The 13,087-nt window shown below is 70.6% G+C and carries 11 protein-coding genes; 5 read left to right on the forward strand and 6 right to left on the reverse strand.

Features of this window, described 5'->3' with window-relative positions; all coding sequences use genetic code 11:
* Nucleotides 1–182: 182 nt before the first annotated feature.
* The 3 genes from ABZ906_RS03685 to ABZ906_RS03695 all read left to right on the forward strand — a co-directional run bounded on the left by ABZ906_RS03685 (nucleotide 183) and on the right by ABZ906_RS03695 (nucleotide 2,437).
* Nucleotides 183–680 (forward strand): helix-turn-helix domain-containing protein, encoded by a 498-nt coding sequence (locus tag ABZ906_RS03685; RefSeq protein WP_361376883.1) that lies wholly within the window; start codon nucleotides 183–185, stop codon nucleotides 678–680.
* 120 nt (nucleotides 681–800) lie between these two features.
* Nucleotides 801–1,352: an SRPBCC family protein gene (locus ABZ906_RS03690; protein ID WP_361376886.1), complete on the forward strand. Its 552-nt coding sequence runs from the start codon at nucleotides 801–803 to the stop codon at nucleotides 1,350–1,352.
* On the forward strand, nucleotides 1,352–2,437 hold the full coding sequence (locus tag ABZ906_RS03695; RefSeq protein ID WP_361376889.1) for an LLM class flavin-dependent oxidoreductase: 1,086 nt from the start codon (nucleotides 1,352–1,354) through the stop codon (nucleotides 2,435–2,437). Before ABZ906_RS03690 ends, ABZ906_RS03695 begins: the two co-directional genes overlap by 1 nt.
* 57 nt (nucleotides 2,438–2,494) lie before the next feature.
* On the opposite strand, the gene ABZ906_RS03700 is transcribed toward ABZ906_RS03695, so the two are convergent.
* Nucleotides 2,495–3,562, reverse strand: coding sequence for a class I SAM-dependent methyltransferase (locus tag ABZ906_RS03700; protein WP_361378060.1), 1,068 nt, complete (start codon nucleotides 3,560–3,562; stop codon nucleotides 2,495–2,497).
* Between the two features lie 459 nt (nucleotides 3,563–4,021).
* Between ABZ906_RS03700 and ABZ906_RS03705 the strand changes: the two genes are divergently transcribed.
* Nucleotides 4,022–5,671: a cytochrome bc complex cytochrome b subunit gene (locus ABZ906_RS03705; protein ID WP_361376892.1), complete on the forward strand. Its 1,650-nt coding sequence runs from the start codon at nucleotides 4,022–4,024 to the stop codon at nucleotides 5,669–5,671.
* A gap of 27 nt (nucleotides 5,672–5,698) precedes the next feature.
* A complete protein-coding gene (locus ABZ906_RS03710) occupies nucleotides 5,699–6,559 on the forward strand; it encodes a metallophosphoesterase (RefSeq protein WP_361376895.1) in 861 nt (286 codons plus the stop codon).
* On the opposite strand, the gene ABZ906_RS03715 is transcribed toward ABZ906_RS03710, so the two are convergent.
* From ABZ906_RS03715 to ABZ906_RS03735, 5 genes are all read right to left on the reverse strand, one after another.
* A complete protein-coding gene (locus ABZ906_RS03715; RefSeq protein ID WP_361376898.1) occupies nucleotides 6,560–8,770 on the reverse strand; it encodes a terpene synthase family protein in 2,211 nt (736 codons plus the stop codon).
* Between the two features lie 100 nt (nucleotides 8,771–8,870).
* Nucleotides 8,871–10,439, reverse strand: coding sequence for an AbgT family transporter (locus ABZ906_RS03720; protein ID WP_361376901.1), 1,569 nt, complete (start codon nucleotides 10,437–10,439; stop codon nucleotides 8,871–8,873).
* Between the two features lie 115 nt (nucleotides 10,440–10,554).
* A complete protein-coding gene (locus ABZ906_RS03725) occupies nucleotides 10,555–11,526 on the reverse strand; it encodes a PHB depolymerase family esterase (RefSeq protein WP_361376904.1) in 972 nt (323 codons plus the stop codon).
* A 71-nt stretch (nucleotides 11,527–11,597) separates the two neighbouring features.
* Entirely contained in the window at nucleotides 11,598–12,386 is a 789-nt protein-coding gene (locus tag ABZ906_RS03730) for a creatininase family protein (protein WP_361376907.1), read from the reverse strand.
* Complete coding sequence (locus tag ABZ906_RS03735) at nucleotides 12,383–13,078, reverse strand: GntR family transcriptional regulator (RefSeq protein WP_361376910.1); 696 nt, start codon at nucleotides 13,076–13,078, stop codon at nucleotides 12,383–12,385. Before ABZ906_RS03735 ends, ABZ906_RS03730 begins: the two co-directional genes overlap by 4 nt.
* Nucleotides 13,079–13,087 lie beyond the last annotated feature (9 nt).

Here is a 13,087-nt window from a genome sequence, read left to right on the forward strand (position 1 = left end):
GGGTTCGTGCGGCTGGGGCAGTGTGCGGTTCCCGCCACCTGATCAGTCCGCCGGGCCGCTCCACAACGGGGGCGCCGAGTTTGCGTCGAACGTCACGTGAGGGCGTCGGCACCCGCCGCGGTCTGCTGAGTCCGGTACCGAGACCCACCGGGATCCATGGCCCCTTCTCGTATCCTTGCGGCATGAGGCGGACCTCCTTTGCCAACTGGCCCTGCTCCATCGCCCGCACCATGGATCTGCTGGGCGACTGGTGGACGCCGCTCGTGCTGCGCGAGGCGTTCTACGGGATCAAGCGGTTCGACGTCTTCCAGCAGGAGTTGGGCATCGCCCGCAACACCCTGACCGACCGGCTGCGCCGCCTGGTCGACGAAGGCCTGATGGAGAAGCGCGCCTACCAGAACGAGCCGGTGCGCTACGACTACGTGCTCACAGAGAAGGGCCGCGACTTCTTCGGCGTGCTCGCCGTGATGAACAGCTGGGGCAACCGCTGGCTGAGCGGCGACGCGGGCGCGCCGGTCGTCTTCGAGCACGACCGCTGCGGGCACGAGAGCGAGGCCGAGGTGGTCTGCGGTCACTGCAAGGAGCCGATGTCGGCGGCGGACACCCACGCGCGCCTCGGCCCCGGCTACCCCGCGCGCCTTGCCGAACGGCCCGACATCAAGGACCGCTTCAGCCGCTGAACCCCTGTCCCGCTGTCGGGATGCCCACCCTTGACGAGTGAGTCTATCTACGCAACTCTCGTGCTCAGCGATCAGAAAGCTGCCACAGACCAGAGAGCTGCTACAGAGAGGCGACCCACGATGGAGTGGACAGGCGCGCGGTACGCGGACACGCCGACAGCCGAGGTGCGCACACGGATCGCCGCGGCACCGGAACGCGTGTGGGAGCTCGTCTGCGACATCACCCTGATGCCCGGCCTGAGCACGGAGCTGCGGTCGGTCGCATGGCTGGACGGAGCGGCCGGACCCGCGCTCGGCGCCCGGTTCGCCGGACGCAGCGAGCATGCGTCGCTCGGCGTGTGGGAGACCACGTCGTACGTCGTGGAGTACGAGGCCCAGCGCGTCTTCGCCTGGGCGGTGGAAGACCCCGAACGGCCCAGCGCCCTCTGGCGGTTCAGCCTCACGGCCGCCGACGACGGCGGCACGGAACTGACCCAGTGGGTGCGCCTCGGGCCGGGCCGCTCGGGCCTCTCCCACGCCATCGACCGGATGCCGGAGAAGGAACAGAAGATCGTGTACGTACGGATGCGGGAGTTCGAGCAGAACATGACGGCCACGCTGGACGCGATCAGAAAGCTGGCCGAGGGGTCCGGGGCCGGGGAGGCTTCGGGAGCTGCGGAGGCGGGCGCGTGATGCGTACGTCGACGACCGTCGAGGCGTCCGGGGCGAACTGGCGGGAGACCGTCGACTTCGTCACCGAGGCCGAGAAGCTGGGGATGGACATCTGCTGGGTCGCCGAGGCGTGGGGCTCCGAAGCACCCTCGCCCATCGGCTACTTGGCCGCGCGCACCGAACGCATGCTGCTCGGCTCCGGCATCATCCAGCTCGCTACCCGGACCCCGGCGGCCATCGCCCGCGCGGCGATCACCCTCTCGAACATCTCCGACGGCCGCTTCATCCTCGGGCTCGGCCCGTCAGGACCGCAGGTGATCGAGGGCCTGCACGGAGTGCCGTTCGCGCGGCCGCTCGCCCGGATGCGGGAGACGGTGGAGATCGTCCGCATGGCGGCCACCGGCGAGAAAATCTCCTACGAGGGGCGGGAGTTCACCCTTCCGCTGCCCGGCGGCGACGCGAAACCCATGCGTCTGTCCATGCGCGCGGAACACGAACTGCCCGTCTACCTCGCCACCCTCTCGCCCAAGATGCTGCGCCTGACCGGCGAGATCGCCGACGGCTGGCTCGGCACGAGCTTCGTCCCCGAGGGATCGAAGGAGGCCTACTTCGACCACCTCGACGCGGGCCTGGCCGCCTCCGGCCGCTCCCGCGGGGACCTGGACATCTGCCAGGGCGCGGAAGTGGCCTTCGCCGACGACGAGGACGCGCTGCGCACCATGGTCGCGAGCCGCAAGAAGGAACTCGCCTTCAGCCTGGGCGGCATGGGCTCCGCCACCACCAACTACTACAACAACGCCTACAGCAGGCAGGGTTGGTCGGAGACCGCCGCCGAGGTCCGCACCCGCTGGCAGTCCGGCGACCGCGACGGCGCCGCGGCCCTGATCACCGACGACATGGTCCTCGCCACCACCCTCATCGGCACCGAGGACATGGTGCGCGAGCGGCTGAGGGTGTGGCGCGACGCGGGCGTGGACACGGTCCGCTTCTACCCGGCGGGCGAGAGCCCGGACGCGCGGCTCACGACGCTGGGGCGGGCGATCGACCTCGTGCGGGAGGTCGAGAAGGAGCGGGCGGCGGAGGAGTCGCAGGAGGCGGAGGAGTAGCAGGAGGCGGAGGAGTAGCAGGAGGAGGAGCAGGAGCGTGCTCCGCGGGCCCGGCCGTCAGACACCATGCCCCAGCCGCCACAGTGACGTGACTTCTGCCGCGCGGGCCGCGTGCAGGGGGTCCGCGGGGTCGGACGCGCGCGGGTGGCGGGGCCGGGTGTCGAGGCGGTCCGCTACCCGCAGGCCCGCCGCCGCGATGGCCGAGCGGAGTGCGCCGGGAGCGCGCAGGCCCAGGTGTTCGGCCAGGTCCGACATGATCAGCCAGCCTTCGCCGCCTGGCAGCAGACGCGCGGCCAGGCCCGTCAGGAAGGCGTGCAGCATGGCGCCCTTGGGGTCGTAGACGCCGTGTTCCAGAGCGGAGTTGGGCTTCGCGGGAATCCAGGGCGGGTTGCACACGACGAGGGCGCCGCGACCCGGCGGGAACAACTCGCCGCCGGTGGCGATCTCCACCTGACCGGTCAGGCCGAGGCGGCTGATGTTGGCACGGGCGCAGGCCAGCGCGCGGGGGTTGTCGTCGGTGGCCACGACACGGCTGACGCCCCGGCGGGCCAGGACCGCGGCGAGGACGCCGGTACCGGTGCCGAGGTCGAAGGCCGGTCCGCCGAGCGAGACGGGGCGGGGCAGCGGTGCCTGCGCCACCAGGTCGACGTACTCGCCCCTGACCGGGGAGAACACCCCGTAGTGCGGATGGATGCGGGCGCCGAGCGCGGGGACGTCCACCCCCTTCGTACGCCACTGGTGCGCGCCGATCACCCCGAGCAGCTCCCGCAGCGAGACCACCGACGCGGTCGTGCCGGGAGGGCCGTACGCCTCCTCGCAGGCGGCCCGGACATCCGGCGCCCTGCGCAGGGCGAGCGTGTAGTCCGCGCCCAACGGCACGAGGAGCCTGCCGAGCACGCGGGCCCGGTGGCCGCTGGCGCGGCGCTGCAGATGGAAGGCCGCGTTCGCGGACGAGGCGGCCGGCGGCGCCTTGCGGTCGATCCGGCGGCCGAGGGCCCGGAGCAGCTGGCGGGCCTGGTGGTAGTCGCCCTGCCACAGCAGGGAGGTGCCTTCGCAGGCCAGGCGGTAGGCGGTGGACGCGTTCATGCGGTCGTCGGCCACGACGACAGGGCGGGGTCGGTGCATCCGGTGGATCTCGGACACGAGTACTCCTCAGAGAGTGAACGTGCAGGGGCACGAACAGCACTTCGACGAGGAGCGGGAGCGCTCGGCTCGGAACAGGCCCAGTAAGGCCCAGAACAGGCTCAGTACAGGCCCAGAACAGCCTCAGAACAGGCGGTGCGGCTCCCGCGTCGAAGTGCGGGAGGCGTCGCCGAGGACCAGGCCTGGCACCGTGCCGAGCGTCATGACGGGCTCCTTGAGGAGACGAGCGCGAGAAAGGGCGAATGTCTCACACGGCACGGTGACCGGGCAATCGGCTTCCCGGCCGTCCGAGACGAGCCATCGCGACCACCCGCAGCCACCCGCGACCACCCGCGATCAGCCCCACCAGGCCGCCCCTTGATCCCCGACTACCAGTCCAGAAAAGCCCGTTGGCTCCTGGTATCCCTTGATCTAGCCTGGTAGCCGCCTGAGGGGGGTCGCATGAGCGAAAGCGTCGAGCACACCCGGGACAGCAAACGGCGAGCTCCGGCCGGCAAGGGGGAGCGGGTCGCCGACTGGGCGGACGGCCGCCTCGGCATCCACACCCTGGCCAAGAGTCAGATGCGCAAGATCTTTCCCGACCACTGGTCCTTCATGTTCGGGGAGATCTGCCTCTACAGCTTCCTGATCCTGATCCTCACCGGCGTCTGGCTGACGCTCTTCTTCGAGCCGAGCGGCTCCGAAGTGATCTACGACGGTGTCTACACGCCGCTCAAGGGCATCCAGATGACCCGGGCGTTCGAGTCCACCGTCGACATCAGCATGGAAGTGCGCGGCGGTCTGCTGATCCGGCAGATCCATCACTGGGCCGCGCTCGTCTTCGTCGCCGCCATGCTCGTGCACATGATGCGGGTGTTCTTCACCGGCGCGTTCCGCAAGCCGCGCGAGATCAACTGGCTGTTCGGCTGGACGCTGCTGTTCCTCGGGATCATCACCGGCCTCACCGGATACTCGCTCCCCGACGACCTGCTCTCCGGCACCGGCATCCGTTTCGCGCAGGGCGCGATCCTGGCCATCCCGATCGTGGGGACGTACATCTCCTTCTTCCTCTTCGGCGGGGAGTTCCCCGGCGACGCCATCATTCCGCGGCTCTTCAGCGTCCATGTGCTGCTGTTGCCGGGAATCATGCTGGGGCTCGTCGTCGCCCACCTGATCCTGGTCTTCTACCACAAGCACACCCAGTTCGCCGGGCCGGGAAAGACCGAGAAGAACGTGGTCGGGGCGCCGTTCCTGCCCATCTACGTGGCCAAGGCCGGCGGCTTCTTCTTCCTCGTCTTCGGCGTGCTCGGGCTCATGGGCGCGATCGCCACCATCAACCCCGTGTGGGTGATCGGGCCCTACCGCCCGGACCTTGTCTCCACCGGCGCCCAACCCGACTGGTATCTGGGCTTCTCCGAGGGCCTGATCCGGGTGATGCCCACCTGGGAGATCAACCTCTGGGGGCACACGGCCGAACTGGGCGTGTTCATCCCCTTCATGCTCTTCCCGCTGATCCTCGCGGCGATCGCCGTCTATCCGTTCATCGAGGCCTGGGTCACCGGCGACAAACGCGAGCACCACATCGCGGACCGGCCGCGCAACGCCCCGGTGCGCACCGGGCTCGGGGTGGCCTGGCTGACGCTGTTCGGCGTCCTGATGGTCGGCGGCGGCAACGACATCTGGGCCACGCAGTTCCATCTCTCCATCAACGCGATCACCTGGTTCGTGCGGGGTGCCGTCTTCGTCGGGCCCGTGCTCGCCTTCTTCGTGACCCATCGGTGGTGCATGGGGCTGCAGCGACGCGACCGCGAGAAGGTGTTGCACGGCCGGGAGAGCGGCACGATCAAACGGCTGCCCCACGGCGAGTACGTGGAGGTCCATGTCCCGCTCACCCAGGGCGAGTTGTACAAACTGACGGCCCACGAGCAGCCCAAGCCGTACGAGATCGGCCCGGTGGTCGACGCACACGGCGTCGCGCGCAAGGTCACCCGGGGCGAGCGGCTCCGGGCACGCCTCGGGCGTGCCATGTTCGGGCCGTCGGCACAGGTGCCCAAGGCGACCCCCGAGGAGTATCTGGAGATCCAGCACGGCGGCGGCGAAATCCACCACTGACGACAGCCCCGCGGTTAGCCTCACGGAGTGACACAAGCACCCTCGAAAAAGCCGAAGTTGTACGCCATCAGCGATCTGCACGTCGCGTACGCCGACAACCGGAAATTCCTGGAGTCCCTGCGTCCTCAGAGCGACGAGGACTGGCTGATCGTCGCCGGAGACACCGCCGAGCGCATGGCCGACATCGAATGGGCGCTGCGCACCCTCACCGACCGCTTCGCCAAAGTGGTGTGGACGCCGGGCAACCACGAGCTGTGGACACCCCGCGACGATCCGATCCAGCTGCGCGGCGACGAGCGCTACCGCCATCTCGTCGACCTGTGCCGCTCCTTGGGCGCCGTGACCCCCGAGGACCCCTACCCCGTGTGGCGCGGCGACGGCGGTCCGGTCACCGTCGCGCCGCTGTTCCTGCTCTACGACTACACGTTCCGCCCCGAAGGCACGTACGCGAAGAAGGACGCCCTGGAGGCGGCGCACAAGGCGGGCATCGTCTGCACCGACGAGGTGCTCCTGCACCCCGACCCCTATCCCGGCCTCGACGACTGGTGCCGCGCCCGCGTCGCGGCCACCGAAGAGATGCTCGCCCGGCGCACGCCCGGCATCCCCACGATCCTGATCAACCACTGGCCGCTGGTGCGCGACCCCACCCGGATCCTGACCTACCCCGAGTTCGCCCTGTGGTGCGGCACGGAACTGACCGCCGACTGGCACGTGAAGTACGAGGCGTCGGCGGTCGTCTACGGCCATCTGCACATCCCCCGCACCACCTGGCACGACGGCGTCCGCTTCCAGGAGGTCTCGGTCGGCTACCCGCGAGAATGGCGCCGCGAACGCCACCCCGACCCACGGCTGCGCCAGATCCTGCCGCAGCCGCGGAACACCGGGTGATCAGCAGGGGCGGGGCAGCGACTCCCTCAGCCACTGCGGGCGTGCCGCCGCCGTGCCGAGGCCCGACGGGGGCCGCAGTGGGCCGTGCGAGAGGTGTTCCTCGCGGTAGCGGCGGCAGTCGCGGTGCCAGGTGTGGATGCCGGCCATCCAGTTCTCCAGGTCGCGCACATAGCCGTCGAGGATGTCCCGCGTCTCCTGCGGCAGCTTGAAGTCGTCGTACAGGACGGGCAGTTCGTGGGCGGCGACGTGCCGGAACTGGTTCAGCCGCGATGTCATCAGGTCGTCGATGATGTCGAGGGCCGTCGGATAGTCGCAGCCGAAGAAGTTCTGGACGACGAGGATGCCGTTGTGGAGCTCGCCCTCGTACTCGATCTCCTTCTGGTACGAGAAGACGTCGTTCATCAGGGCCGAGTAGTCGGCGGCCGCGTTCTCCAGGCTCCGGACGGGGCCCGTGCGGTAGATCTCCGGCGGGACCTGAGGGCCGTGGCCCAGGCGGCACAGGCTCATCGTCAGCGGGGCGCCGTAGGTGAGGCGGCGCATCTCGATGTAGTCGACGGGGTCGGGGATACGGTTCTGCGCGTGGTTGTCCAGCTCCCACAGCCAGGCGGCCGTCATGACCTCGACGGCGGTGCGCAGCGTGCGGCGCGCCTCCCGGTCCATCGGCGCCGCCGTGCGCGTCCACAGATCGGCGAGGCCCCGCTCCAGGGCGGTCGCCGGCAATGGCATGTCGGCGAGGTCCAGCGGCATGAAGAGCGAGAGCCGGTCGTTGCAGAGCCGCGCTCCCGCGAGATCGCGGGGCCTGCCGTAGACCGCGGGGAAGTAGTCGTCCCCGTACGTGCCCCACGTCAGCCAGTGCGAGCTGAGGTCGAGGCCTTCTAGGTCCGCGTCGGGGTGGATGCCCGCCGCGCAGAGCGGGAAGTCGTAGCCGTGCAGCTTGTGCGCGTCCCAGACGCCGGAACCGGGCACTGCGGGCTGCGGCCCGAGCATGCCCATCCGGTCCGTCCACTCGACGGTGCGGGGGCGGGCCGCCGCGAGGTGGGGCGAGAGCCGCGTCTGGAACGGCAGCTTGAAGTCCGGGAGTCGGGAAGGCCCCACCCGCTGGAAGGGCACATGCTGGTAGTTGCGCAGCCGCTTCGCGCCCGTGGCGGCGATCAGCGCCTTGATCCCGGCGGTCGACGTGCCGGGGCCGGTGGGTCCCGCGAGCGGTGAGGGGGCGGCGCCGCCCTGGTTCATGTACCGGCTGGAGACCATGTGCCACTCGTGCCCGCCGGACTGCCAGTCCTGAAGGCCCTTGGCGTACGCGAGAACGTCCGCGCACTCCTTCGCGGGCAGCGCGGTCCGCACGAACAGCGGCCCGAGTTCGGTCAGCGCCGTGCTCTCGAACTGCTGCATCCGCGAGGTGAGCAGGTCGTTCACGGCGTCCGCCGCCTCCTGCGTGGTGCAGTGCAGGAACTTCTCCAGGACGAGCACGCCGTTGGAGAGTTCCCCCTCCTCCTCGATCTCCCGCTGGTACGAGAAGAGGTCATTGCGCAGATGGACGGCGTCGGAGAACGACTCCTTGAGGACACGCAGCGGCCTGGAACCGGCGACGGCCGCGGGGACCTCCGCGCCCGTCGCGTACTCGACGAGCCCCGCCGACCAGGGCGCCCCGCCCACCTTGCGGCGCATCTCGATGTACTCGACGGGGTTCGCGATCCGGCCCTCGTCGATGTTCGCGAGCTCCCACAGTGATTCGTTGAGCAGATTCTCGGTGCTCTCGGCGAACCGGGCCCGCCAGTCCCGCGACATGTGCGGCACCGTGCGCGCCCACAGGTCCGCGAGACCCGCCTCGACCGGATTCTGCGGCTCCGGGACGGGCGCCGACAGGTCCATCGGCATGAAGGCGGGCAGCCGGTCGAGATAGGCCTTGCCGCCCTCGCGGTCCCTGGTCCGCTTGAACAGGGCGAGGAAGTGGTCGTCGAAGAAGAACACCCACACGTACCAGTCGGTGATCAGGGACAGCGCGGGACCGTCGCAGTCCGGGTGGGTGTACGCGCACAGCAGCGCGTAGTCGTGGGCGTCCAGATCCCGCTGCTCCCAGACGCCCGACCCCTCCAGCATCCCCATGTCACGCGCCCACCTCCCCGAGTGCTCCCTCGCCTCCTCCACATGGGAGTTGAGGCTCGCGGGGTGCGCCAGATAGAAGGCGGGCAGTTCGAAGGGCTGCGGCATACGGCGTTCTCCTCGCGCGGTGGCTTACGGGCAGCGGAGCACTACCCGCGCGAGGAAGGCCGATGCGGCCGATGCCGCGGCGTCACACCATCGCGTGACGTCAGCGCACTGGTGCGCCAGGGCCGAGCGGGATGCCGAGCGCCCACCAGGCCAGGAAGAGCAGCGTCCAGGCCGCGGTCATCGCGACGGCCAGCGGCAGCGTGTACGAGGCGAGGGTGCCGAGCCCCGCCGACTTGCGGTACCGCTGGAGGAAGCCGAGCGCCATCACGAAGTACGGGCTCATGGGCGTGATGGCCGTCGAACCGGAGTCGGCGATGCGGAACAGCGCCTGTGTCGTCTCGGCCGGCACGTCCACGAGCATCAGCATCGGTACGAGGACGGGCGCGGCCAGGGCCCACATCGCGGACCCGCTGGTGACCATCACGTTCACGACGGTCAGGAGCAGCAGGATGAGCAGGAAGACGAACACGATGGGCAGTTGGCTGTGTTCGAGCAGTTCGGCGGCCTTGACGGCGAGGACGTCACCGATGTGTGTCCAGTCGAAGTAGGCGAGGAACTGGGCGATCGCGAAGAACAGGACGAGTACCGGAGCCATCTGCTTGACGCCCTCGACCATCAGCTTCGGCACGTCGCCGAGCTTGCCCACCGATCCCGAGCGGAGCCCGTAGACGACGCCCACGAGCGCGAAGAGGAAGCCGACGATCGCCGCGATGCCGTCCAGGAGCGGTGACTCGACGATGCTTCCGCCCTCGCCGCGCAGGGGCGAGGAGACCGGCACGACGGCCGCGGTGAGGGCCAGGGCGGCCACCAGGAAGCCGAGGCCCGCTCGGCGCAGGGCCGAGCGCTCGCGGTCGCTGAGGGTGAGCGCGTCGATGTCGTCGAGATCGGCGTCCGGGTCCGCGTCCAGGTCAGGACGCTTGCTCAGGACGAAACGGGTCACCAGGGTGATGACGGCGGCGAGCAGGAGCGAGGAGGCGATGTTGAAGAACCAGTTGCTCAGCGGCGAGACATACGCGTCGTCGCCGCCCGCGATCTTCGCGGCCGCCGTGGTGATCCCGGCGAAGATCGCGTCGTTCGGCGTCGGCACGGGGCTCGCGTCGTAGCCGGACGCGATCGACGTGTAGGCGACGACGATCCCGAGCACGGGGGAGCGGCCCACGGCACGGAAGGCGAGCCCGCCGAGCGGTACGAGGATGACGTAGGCGGCGGCCGACGCGACATGCGAGACGGTGCCCGCGAAGGCGACCGCGAAGACCACCCAGGACGCGGGCACCCGCGAGACGCCGACCTTCATCAACGCGGCCAGGAATCCGCTGCGTTCGGCGACCGCGACACCCATGATGACCACGACGATGGTCGCCATCGGCGGGAACGCGGCGAAGTTCTCGATCATCGTCGAGACGGCCATCGCGAGCCCGTCCCCGCTGAGCAGGCTCTGCACGGAGACCTGCTTGCCGTCGCCGGGCGCGACGACGGAGACGTCGAAGCCGGCGAGGACCGCGCTGATCACGGCGAGGATGCCGGAGAGTATCCAGAACAGCCAGAAGGGGTGCGGCAGCGCGTTCCCGGCGCGTTCGACGACGGCCATCGCGCGGATGAGGCGGGGGAGCGGGGGCCCTTCGGGCGGTGGGGGTGGCGCGTCCGGCAGGGCAGGGGTCGGGGAGGACATGGCGGCGGCTCCGCTGGGGATGGGTGGTTGCGGGAGTTGCGGGAGTTGCGGGAGTTGCGGGAGTTGCGGGAGGGGACGGGGTGCGGCTGGGCGCGAGGGGGAGCGGGGTGGTGGCTCAGCGCAGGTGGTGGCGGCGCAGGAAGTTCCACAGGACCTCGTGGGCCTCGATGCTCTGCGTGGTGTATCCGCCGCCGCTGTAGCTGTCGGCGCCGGGCCAGGTGTGGCCGCCGTCCGTGACGGCCACATGGCGGACGTCGGCGCCGTCCTCGCAGCCGGTCCAGCGGGACTCGGTGATGTCCGGGGCGGTCGCGCGGTCCGGGGTGCGGGTGCGGCAGCCGTTCAGGCCGGCCCTGGTGGTGAGCCAGTCACCGAGTGCGGGCAGGCCTCGGTCGGGGTCGCCGCCGTACGGGATGGTGGCGTCCCCCGTGCCGTGGAAATCGATGACCGGGACCGGGCGCGAAGGGCGGCAGTTCTCGCCGGTGCCCGGATAGAACGCCCCGGCGACAGGGGCGATGGCGGCGATGCGGTCGGACATCCGGCAGGCGAGGAGCGCGGTGAACCCGGCGCCGTTCGACTTCCCGGTGGCGTACACCCGCCGCTCGTCCACGCAGAGGCGCGCCTGGAGTGAGTCCAGCAGATCACCCGTGAACGCCACGTCGTCCACGCCGGGCGCGGCGTACGGAGCGCCCTGCCACGCCTGCCGCTGCCCGTCACCGGTGCCGACGACACCCTCCGGGTACGCGACGATCGCGGGCAGCGACGACAGCTTGCTGAACTCCTCGGTGCCGCCGCCGGTGTTGCCGCGGCCGTGGAAGGCGAGGACGACGGGCCACTTGCGGTCGCCGGTGTACGCCTTGGGCAGATGCAGCTGGTAGGTGCGGGTCAGGCCGCCGCTGGTGAGGGTGTGCGGGGCGGTGGTGCCGGGTGGCTGGGGGTGGGCCGCGCGGCAGCCGGGGGTGCCGGTCTTCGCGTGGGAGGGCGTCGCGTACGAGGGCGTCGCGTACGAGGGAGGGGTCAGGCTCGCCCCCGCGAGCAGGGTGAGTCCGGCGATGACAGAGGCGGCCGTGCGGGACAGTGCGCGTTTCAAGGCAGGCTCCTTCCGCCGGCGGCGCGGGGCGCCGACGGCTGAGGGTGAGGGAGAAAGGTGCTGACGGAGCGTCAGTCGGTGGCGTCCAGCCACTCCTTGGCGAAGGTGACTATGCGGTGGACGGCGGCGTCGACGATCGCGCGGCCGTCCTCGGGCGTGGCGCGGCGCGGATCGCCGAGTACGCCGTTGGGGCTGAGCCGGTCGTACGGCAAGGTCAGGGCGGGGTGGCCGCCGCGGCGTGCGACTTTCGAGAGCGGGTCCAGGTCGTCCCGGGTGACGGAACCGGGGGCGAGACGGTCGGTGTGCACCAACTCCGGTGCGAGGTGCAGCATTTGGGCGGTCTCCGCCTCCCCGCTGTGCCCGTGCACCTCGCTGGGCCGCATGGCGGCGACGGCGTCCGGGGCGAGCGTGGTCAGCGGGGTCCAGGCGAACCGCAGGCCGGGATGGGTGACGAGCAGGTCCTGCGCGACGGTGCCGAGCGTGGCGTTGTTGCCGCCGTGCCCCGTGATCACGAGCACGTTCCGCCAGCCGTGCCGGTGCAGGCTGTCGACGTAGTCACGGACGAGCGCGGCGAGGGTCCCCGTCGACAGGCTCACCGTGCCCGCGAACGCCAGATGGTGCGGCGAGACCCCGATGCCGAGCGAGGGCCCGATGACGGCACGCCCGGCGAGCCGCGAGGCGACCAGGTCGGCGACGTGCTCGGCCCGGATGGTGTCGGTGGCGAGCGGCATACCGGGCCCGTGCTGCTCGAAGGCGCCCGCGGGGATGATGACGAGCGGGCTCGCGCGGACGGCTTCGGCGGCCTCGACCGTGGTCATCTCGGCGAGGTGGTGCGGGAGTTGGCGCGGAGTGTCGTTCATCGGGAGCCCTCCCCGGGGAAGTCCGCCGCGAGGACCGCGTCGCGGATCGCCGTCAGATGTTCGCGGGTGAGGCGCTCCGCCGCGGCGGCGTCGCCGGACCGTACCGCCTCGTAGATCTCCACGTGCTCGGCGTGGTCGCGCTCGCGGTCGTTGTAGCGGTGCCGGATCTCCACCTGCTCCCGCGCTCGCACGTACAGCAGGGCTTCGACGGCCTCCCTGAGCAGCGTGTTGCCGCTGGCCTCCGCGAGCGCCACGTGGAAGTGCACGGACTGGCGCAGGGACTCCTCGGGCGGGAGCAGGGCGTTGCCGGTGGCGAGGGACAGCTGCCGGATGCCGTCCTTCGCCCCGCTGCGCGCGGCGGCCGCCGCGATCGCCGGTTCCAGGACGAGACGGGCCCCGACCAGTTCGAGGACCGAGGCGCGGTCGCTGCGCGGCTGATGCGGGTTGGCCAGGAGCCTGCGGTCCACGCCGGGCCCCACATACGTCCCCGAGCCGTGCCGGAACTCCACGACCCCGGTGGCCTCCAGCCTGCGCAGTGCCTCACGCACGGTCGGCGTGGTGACCTCGAAGCGGCGGGCCAGCTCGCGGGAGGAGGCAAGCGCGTCGCCGGGCGTGAGGCGTTCCGTGCGGATGATCTCGACTATGTCGTCCGCCAGGCGCTCGGACAGGGAGGGTTGACTGCCGTAACTCATGAAGTGAAT

Origin of the sequence: Streptomyces sp. NPDC046925, assembly GCF_040644915.1 — a bacterium.
Lineage (GTDB): Bacteria > Actinomycetota > Actinomycetes > Streptomycetales > Streptomycetaceae > Streptomyces.

Excerpts from the sequence above, each read along its gene's own strand:
- ABZ906_RS03685 (WP_361376883.1), top strand. The coding sequence starts at position 183 with ATGAGGCGGACCTCCTTTGCCAACTGGCCCTGCTCCATCGCCCGCACC.
- ABZ906_RS03690 (WP_361376886.1), top strand. The coding sequence starts at position 801 with ATGGAGTGGACAGGCGCGCGGTACGCGGACACGCCGACAGCCGAGGTG.
- ABZ906_RS03695 (WP_361376889.1), top strand. The coding sequence starts at position 1,352 with ATGCGTACGTCGACGACCGTCGAGGCGTCCGGGGCGAACTGGCGGGAG.
- ABZ906_RS03700 (WP_361378060.1), bottom strand. The coding sequence starts at position 3,562 with ATGCACCGACCCCGCCCTGTCGTCGTGGCCGACGACCGCATGAACGCG.
- ABZ906_RS03705 (WP_361376892.1), top strand. The coding sequence starts at position 4,022 with ATGAGCGAAAGCGTCGAGCACACCCGGGACAGCAAACGGCGAGCTCCG.
- ABZ906_RS03715 (WP_361376898.1), bottom strand. The coding sequence starts at position 8,770 with ATGCCGCAGCCCTTCGAACTGCCCGCCTTCTATCTGGCGCACCCCGCG.
- ABZ906_RS03720 (WP_361376901.1), bottom strand. The coding sequence starts at position 10,439 with ATGTCCTCCCCGACCCCTGCCCTGCCGGACGCGCCACCCCCACCGCCC.
- ABZ906_RS03730 (WP_361376907.1), bottom strand. The coding sequence starts at position 12,386 with ATGAACGACACTCCGCGCCAACTCCCGCACCACCTCGCCGAGATGACC.
- ABZ906_RS03735 (WP_361376910.1), bottom strand. The coding sequence starts at position 13,078 with ATGAGTTACGGCAGTCAACCCTCCCTGTCCGAGCGCCTGGCGGACGAC.